Origin of the sequence: uncultured Ruminococcus sp. (genome assembly GCA_902785355.1) — a bacterium.
Taxonomy (GTDB): Bacteria; Bacillota; Clostridia; order Oscillospirales; family Acutalibacteraceae; genus Ruminococcoides.
Genome location: CACZYF010000060.1, coordinates 1 through 6,175, shown reverse-complemented (window position 1 = coordinate 6,175; position 6,175 = coordinate 1). Strand labels below are relative to the sequence as shown.

The 6,175-nt window shown below is 53.2% G+C and carries 5 protein-coding genes; 2 read left to right on the top strand and 3 right to left on the bottom strand.

The genetic code is table 11. The annotated features are described in order from the left end of the window. Nucleotides 1–112: 112 nt before the first annotated feature. Nucleotides 113–1,939 (bottom strand): InlB B-repeat-containing protein, encoded by a 1,827-nt coding sequence (locus tag R2I50_RS09835; RefSeq protein ID WP_316608967.1) that lies wholly within the window; start codon nucleotides 1,937–1,939, stop codon nucleotides 113–115. Between the two features lie 200 nt (nucleotides 1,940–2,139). Here R2I50_RS09835 and fucO point away from each other — a divergent pair, with 200 nt between their 5' ends. Continuing rightward, nucleotides 2,140–3,288 (top strand): lactaldehyde reductase, encoded by a 1,149-nt coding sequence (gene fucO, locus R2I50_RS09830; protein WP_316608966.1) that lies wholly within the window; start codon nucleotides 2,140–2,142, stop codon nucleotides 3,286–3,288. A 72-nt stretch (nucleotides 3,289–3,360) separates the two neighbouring features. On the opposite strand, the gene R2I50_RS09825 is transcribed toward fucO, so the two are convergent. Together R2I50_RS09825 and R2I50_RS09820 are read right to left on the bottom strand one after the other, a co-directional pair. Next, nucleotides 3,361–3,990 (bottom strand): thiamine diphosphokinase, encoded by a 630-nt coding sequence (locus tag R2I50_RS09825; protein ID WP_316608965.1) that lies wholly within the window; start codon nucleotides 3,988–3,990, stop codon nucleotides 3,361–3,363. Continuing rightward, nucleotides 3,987–4,751 (bottom strand): L,D-transpeptidase family protein, encoded by a 765-nt coding sequence (locus tag R2I50_RS09820; RefSeq protein ID WP_316608964.1) that lies wholly within the window; start codon nucleotides 4,749–4,751, stop codon nucleotides 3,987–3,989. Before R2I50_RS09820 ends, R2I50_RS09825 begins: the two co-directional genes overlap by 4 nt. A gap of 794 nt (nucleotides 4,752–5,545) precedes the next feature. Between R2I50_RS09820 and R2I50_RS09815 the strand changes: the two genes are divergently transcribed. After that, nucleotides 5,546–6,175, top strand: a 630-nt coding sequence (locus R2I50_RS09815) for a hypothetical protein (RefSeq protein WP_316608963.1), incomplete at its 3' end; no start/stop codon positions are given.

Here is a 6,175-nt window from a genome sequence, read left to right as displayed (position 1 = left end):
AGCGCGACGGGAGACGCAGACAGGCTGGCGCCTGTCAAGGAGCCCAACAAAGCTATACGGAATATAGCGCAATAGATGATAAAGGTTTTTATTAAGGATCAGTATAATTCCGTTACGGAACAATAATCGATTCCTTCGCCTTTTCCAGCGCCCGATTCATCCTGTAGTTCCGGTCCAGCGCCTCGGTCTTGTACCGTAGGAGCGGAAGACTCTGCGGCGACGAATAAAAGCCTACCCATACCGCATGGTCGTCGATCACACGATACACGCGGGTGTTGCCGCAGCGCTCCATAAAGAAATCATCGAGGTTCTCGGGGAGGCTGCCCAGAAAGTACATCTCTCGGATACGGGGGCAATCCACGATCGCGTCCCTCCTGATTTCCAGCACGCTCGCAGGGATACAGAGCTCGGTCATTTCGTCGTTATCCGCAATCGCGTTCTCGTCGATCACCGAAAGCGCGCCGCCGTTATCCGGGATACGCACCCTGTTGTCCACGCCGCTGTATTCAAGGAGCATGGTATGATCCTGTGAGAAGGTATAGGCATATTTAAAATGCGCCGTCATCGTCACCCTGCCCGCGTAGGTCAGCCGCTCGATCCTGTCGCCGGGCTCAAAGACGTACTCGGCCTCAACATCCTTTTCATCCAGCCATTCGGGCGTGTTGCTCGCGGCTCGGTAGCCGTAGACCCTGCCGTCATAATCGCGGCTGGCTGTAAATCCGTCAAAGACGAAGCCGTCCTTTATGAAAGTCGATTCGGGTACAAGGTGCATCTCGTCATAACCGACGCTCAACGGCGGGATATATCCGTCGCCCTCGCCGCTGTCAAAGTTGATTTCGTAGCGGTCGGCGATCCACATCGCGCGCAGCTTTACGCCGCCGTAGCGGACGGTGGTCGCGATCTTCTGTTCATCCCGATAATAAAAATCGTTGTAACATTCCTTCTCGCTGAGCCATTCATATTTCTCGGAACCCAGCTTATAACCGATGCGCTTGCCGTCGCTCTCGCGTTCCGCGATCCATCCGCCGAAATGATATCCGATGCGGGTGAAGGTATTTTTTCGAAGGGGCGTTTTCTCGCCGTAATGAACATAGGTCGGCTTCATCTCGCCGTATCCGCCGTTTGGATCATACTCGACGGGATAAGTGATCTTTGTTGAGGATGAGAATCCCAGCCGATACACGTAACTGCCGTAGTAATACAGCGAGGTATAGAAGCTTGAGCCGACATGAAAGAGGTTCTCGACCTCCCTGTTATCGGTAAGCGGGATTTTTGCCGCGAGATTACCGCTGTAGTCGTACACAGCGAGCAGGTTGTTTCCGCCGCTCTGCGGAAAATAAATGTAGTTGTCGTCGCAGTCGCAGCCCTGGCGGGTGTAGCCGGTGTTCTCTCCCTTGAACTTCTTCACGGTCTTGAAGCTCTGATCCAGCAGAGCGAAGTCGTACGAGCCCGAGAGTCCTACGACATACTGCTTGCGTTTCGCGTTATAGGCGATGGAGTATATATCCTCCTTGAGCGTCACGTCGCGGATGACCTCCAGGGTCTTTGCGTTGAGGATCGCTACGCGGTTGTAATACGGCTTGTTTTTGACGATGACCAGCCATCCCTTGTCGGGGTTATATGTCATGTCGTTGGCGTGTCCTACGTTACTGTAGCTCTGTTTATCGACCGGCTTCCAATCGCTCATGCTGTATTTTGTGATCGTCACGGTGTTGCCGCTGTCGCTGGTCATCGCGAAGTACGCATACGTGCCGTCGGTACAAGCACCCTGGACGGGAATGTACTGACTGACGCCCGCGTCGTTTTCTATATGATTTTTGACCGCCAGCATCTCGGCTTTATTCATAAAGCCGCCTGCCGCCGACGCTGTCGTCAGATCAGCGGTAATCAGCGCGAAAACCAGCGCCGATAATACCGCAAAACGAAGGATCAGTTTCATGTAAGCCTCCAAAGGCATAGGGGAATCGCGTTAAGTGGATAATGCATAGTATAATCTTACCATCATTCGTCTGCGCCGTCAATGCCTGCTCAAACGATTAATAGATTGTTAATTTTTTCTCAAATCCTTCGTTTACACCTTGAATCATCCGCGGCTATTCGTTATAATAGAGGTATAATATTTGCTTTAGGAGGTAAATTATGGCAAACAGAATCATTTTGAACACCGTATCTCACCACGGTAAAGGTGCGATCAGGGAGATCCCCGTTATCGCTCATTCAAAGGGCTTCAAGCATATTTTCGTATGCTCCGACCCCGATCTGATCAAGTTCGGCGTGACCGCGAAGGTCACCGATCTGCTTGAAGAAGCAGGTATTCCCTACACCGTTTATTCGGGCATCAAGCCCAATCCCACCATTGAGAACGTCAAGGACGGCGTCGAGGCGTTCAAGGCGTGCGGCGCCGATTCCATCATCACTATCGGCGGCGGCTCCTCTATGGATACCGCTAAGGCGATCGGCGTGATCATCACCAATCCCGAGTTCGCCGACGTCCGCTCGCTCGAGGGCGTCGCTCCGACTAAGAACCACGCTGTTCCCACTATCGCTGTCCCCACTACCGCCGGTACTGCCGCTGAGGTCACCATCAACTACGTTATCACCGATACCGAGAAGGAGCGCAAATTCGTCTGCGTGGACGAGCACGATATCCCCGAGGTCGCGATCGTCGATCCCGATATGATGTCCTCTATGCCCAAGGGTCTGACTGCCGCGACCGGTATGGACGCGCTGACCCACGCGATCGAGGGCTACACCACCAAGGCGGCTTGGGAGATGACCGATATGTTCCATCTCGAGGCGATCCGCCTGATCAGTAAGAACCTCCGCGGCGCTGTCGAGAACATCCCCGAGAACCGCGAGGGCATGGCTCTGGCGCAGTATGTCGCGGGCATGGGCTTCTCCAACGTCGGCTTAGGCATCGCCCACTCTATCGCTCATACCTTAGGCGCTCATTATGACACCCCCCACGGCGTAGCGTGCGCGATGATGCTCCCGCTGGTCATGGAATACAATCAGGAGTTCACCGGTGAGAAGTTCCGTGAGATCGCCCGCGCGATGGGTGTAGAGGGCGTTGACGCCATGACGCAGGAGGAGTACCGCAAGGCGGCGATCGACGCTGTCAGACAGCTCTCCGTCGACGTCGGTATCCCTGAGAAGAACGAGAAGGTCAGAGAAGAGGATCTCGACGTCCTCGCCGCCGACGCTTACGCCGACGCGTGCCGTCCCGGCAACCCGAGAGATACCAGCGTAGAGGATCTCAAGGAACTCTATCGCAAGATCATGCCCTGATAATCCGCTGATATTTCCCTGATACAGCAACAAAGCTCCCGTACCAAACGCGGTACGGGAGCTTTTTATCGTCTATATATCCTTGATCAGCAGCAGTCTGCCGCGCTCTACGGTTATCTGTGCCGTCTGTCCCTTCAGCGGTTCGTTGCTGACGGCATACTGGTAGTCGCAGGTCACGGAGCCGTTCTCCAGCGGGAACTTCGCCCCGGTGATCGTGATCCCCTCCGCCTCTCCGCTGAGGTTCAGCAGGGAGAAGTAGCTGTAGCTGTCATCCACCTCGACATACGACGACGCTACCTCGATCTCGGAGTAATCATCCGCCGCTGTCGCGGATTTACCGAGCGTATCGAGATAGTAGAGGATCGACAGGTTCGCCAGCGTATGATCCAGCCGCCCGCCGATCACCCCGAGCAGCAGAAAGTCGTCATATCCCCTCTTTACCGCTTCCTTTACGGCGTAGAAGGTGTCGGTATCGTCCTTCTCGCGTGGGAGCACGATGGTCTCTATGCCCGCGTGAGGGTTCTCGTATGAGTCAAAATCCCCGACGATCAGCGTCGGCTCAACGCCGAGTCCCGCGCGGTGTCTGAGTCCGCTGTCACAGCAGATCACGTCGTCGTCAGCACGCAGCAGCGCCCTCGCCCTCTCATAATCGCCGATCGGCGCGCCGCCGACGATCACACAGCGCTTCTTTCTCCTTATCATGCGTCCAGATCGCCCTTAAAATTCTCCAGCGAATCGATGGTGAATTTACATCCGGGCTTGATATGCGTCATAACGTACTTCATCACGCTCTCGGGTACGGCGACGCAGCCGCCCGTATAGGGGCGGTTGACGCGGAAGCTGTGGAAGAAGAACGCGAAGCCCTTCTCTACCTCGCACTCCGAGTTGTAGCCCGTGTTCAGCACGTACTGATAGGCATAGTCGAAGTCGGCGATATGCTCGCTGTTCTCGGTATCCAGCCCGGGGATATCCTTGGTAGATACCAGCTCGTTAAAGTGATTCTCAGGATCGCCCGACCAGTAGTAGGTGTCGTCGACCTTGGTATATTCGAGCTTACAGCCCGGATCATCCGCCAGCCCGAACGCCTTATCCACGGTGAAGGTGCCGACAGGCGTATAACAGTCGTTGATATTCGCGTCGCCCAGGCCGTCTAACCCGATGAATCCGGGGGTCGCGATCAGCTGGCGCCATTTTCCGTCGCTGTTCTTCTCATGCATGGTGATGTAGGCGGTCGATTTGTCTATGCCCGCGATCACGATCATCTGCTCCGCGTCCTTCGCGGCGTCCAGCTCGGTCACCCACCTCGGCGAGTCGCGCTCCGCCTGCTGTGTAAAATACAGTTCATCGGCAGTCGCCCCGGTCTCGGACTTCTGCTGATTACAGCCTGTAAACGCGATAGCCGCCGCAGCCAGTAAAAAGGCGAGTATAGCGGCTGATACCCTGTATTTCATAGTAATCTGCATCAATATCACTCCTTATTGATACGGTTATTATACCATAACTCCGAAGGAGATATGGTATAATCAGCCATCGCCCGTTGTCGCGAAGCGACAAACCGGGCGGGCATATAAATTTGTATAATAACCGGATTGATACGGTTATTATACCACATTACAAATTTTTGGCAAGTGCCTAAACCCGCCCCCGCGTCAATAGGATTCATATGCCTGCCCCCTCTCCTCCCTTTTCGCCCTTCAATCATATGCAATTTTCCCATATAAATATTATGGTATCATATTTTATAATATAGCGAATTGATCGGCGGCTTCCTAAATAATTATTATAAAATTGCTATTAAATTCACCGCTACCCCTTGACTATTTTAGCAAAATGTGCGAAAATAAATTATCAATATCAAAAAGAATGTCTATTTTTTCTAATAGAGAATATACGCACCCTCCTCTTTACCCGGAGCACCATCCGGAAGAATATCATTGCTCCGACGCGGCAAGCTCAACCTTAGCTCTGCCCTACGGTGCTCTCTCGCGGCGCCTCCCGACAGCCGCCGTATGATTCCGTTAAACCGAAATGCGCGAAACGCGCATTTCCAGTTTATAAAAATATTGTTTTGTTTTGTTTGGCTTTTCAACGCCGTCCCTCGCCCTTGGCAAAGGGTATCGGCGCGTATCCATCAGCGGCGTTGTCAAGTCAATGTCCGGTGTTTTATTCAAATAAAATATGTGGTCAGCGGACAGACCCAAACCAAAGCAAGCACAAAAACTCTTAAAAAGAGGTATAAAAATTTAAGGAGGAAATTATGATTAAAACAATCAAGAGACCCATCAGCATACTTTTAGCTGTGCTGATGGTAATTGGTATGTTTTCTGCTCTGCCGATTTCGGCGGGTGCGGCGGATTGGACCTTCAAGCTCCATAGCAATTTAAACGGCAATTGGGATGTAGATCAAGACGTCATCTCCGAGAAGCCCATCGAGCTGACCCTTGCCGCAGGCGACTATGAGTTCCAGATACTCGCTAATGATGGAAGCGTAGATTATTACCGCGGTAATGAGCAGGCAGGCAGCTTCACAGAGACCTATTCTCAGATCATGCACAACAACGGTGGCAACGCTAAGTTCCACGCCGAAGGCGGTAAGTACACCCTGACCTATAATGCGGGCTCCGGCGTATTAACCATCAATCCCGTCTACGTAGCTAAGATCGACGGCACTAATTACAAGACCCTCGAGGCTGCGTTTGCAGCAGCTCAGGACGGCAATACCATCACCCTGCTGGCTAATTGCGCAGGCAACGGTATCGTAGCGCCTCAGGGCAAATTTGCCAACGGCCTGACCGTTGACTTTGCAGGCTTCACCTACACTGTAGACGGCGAGACTGTCGGTTCCACCGGCACCGAGACCAATGGCTTCCAGCTTCTGAAGGGCAAC